This is a genomic window from Streptomyces sp. YGL11-2, assembly GCF_050054615.1.
Classification (GTDB): domain Bacteria; phylum Actinomycetota; class Actinomycetes; order Streptomycetales; family Streptomycetaceae; genus Streptomyces.
The window spans coordinates 1-953 of sequence record NZ_JBNHIN010000161.1 but is presented as its reverse complement, the minus strand read 5'-3'; the positions used below and the strand labels follow the sequence as shown (position 1 = coordinate 953).

At 72.2% G+C, this 953-nt stretch carries 1 protein-coding gene; it reads left to right on the top strand.

The features are described 5' to 3' along the window. Window positions 1–953 (top strand): GAF domain-containing protein (locus ACO1BR_RS44145; protein ID WP_426800757.1); only part of this gene is annotated, 953 nt, incomplete at both ends.

Here is a 953-nt window from a genome sequence, read left to right as displayed (position 1 = left end):
GGCGCGCTGGCCCTGGCCACGGCCGGGACGGCTCTGGTGAGCAGGCGGCTGCGGCGGCAGACCCACGGTCTCGGACCGGCCGAGATGACACGGATGTACGAGCACCACGACGCGGTGCTGCACGCCGTGCGCGAGGGCGTGGTCATCGTCGGCGACGAGGACCGGGTCGTACTCGCCAACGACGAGGCGCGCCGGCTCCTCGCTCTGCCCCCGGACGTGGAGGGGCGGCAGGTCGACAGCCTCCGCCTCGACTCCAGGATGACGGGGCTGCTGCTTTCCCGGCGCGATACCTCGGACGCAGTGCTCCCCGTCGGCGACAGCCTCCTGGCAGTGAACAACCGGTCGACGGACCGCCACGGTGGCCCGCCCGGCAGCGTCGCCACCCTGCGGGACTCCACCGAGCTGTGTGCCCTCGCCGGGAAGGCAGAGGCCGCTCAGGGCAGGCTGCGACTGCTCTACGAGGCAAGCGTGGCCGTCGGAACGACCCTGGACGTCACCCGCACCGCCGAGGAGCTCACCGAGGTGGCCGCCCGCTGGTTCGCCGACTACGTCACCGTCGACCTCGCCGAGCCCGTCCTGCACGGTGACGAGCCACCGCCCGGCGCATACGCGCAGGCGCCGGAACTGCGTCGCGTGGCGCTCGGTGGGACGTTCTCCCATCCCCAGTACCGGGTGGGCGAGGTGTACCGGTACGTCCACGCCACGCCCATGGCCACCGTCTTCGTCAGCGAACGGCCCGTGCTCGTACCCGATCTGCCCGCCGCCTCTGAATGGCGTGCGGGAGACCCCGAGCGCACCCGGATCGTCATCGAGCACGGCCTGCAGTCGCTCATCACCGTGCCGCTCAAGGCACGCGGTGTGCTGATGGGCGTCGCCAACTTCTGGCGGATGCGGGAAAGCCCGCCCCTGGAAGAAGACGACCTGCCCCTGGCCGAGGAGCTGGCGGCCCGGGC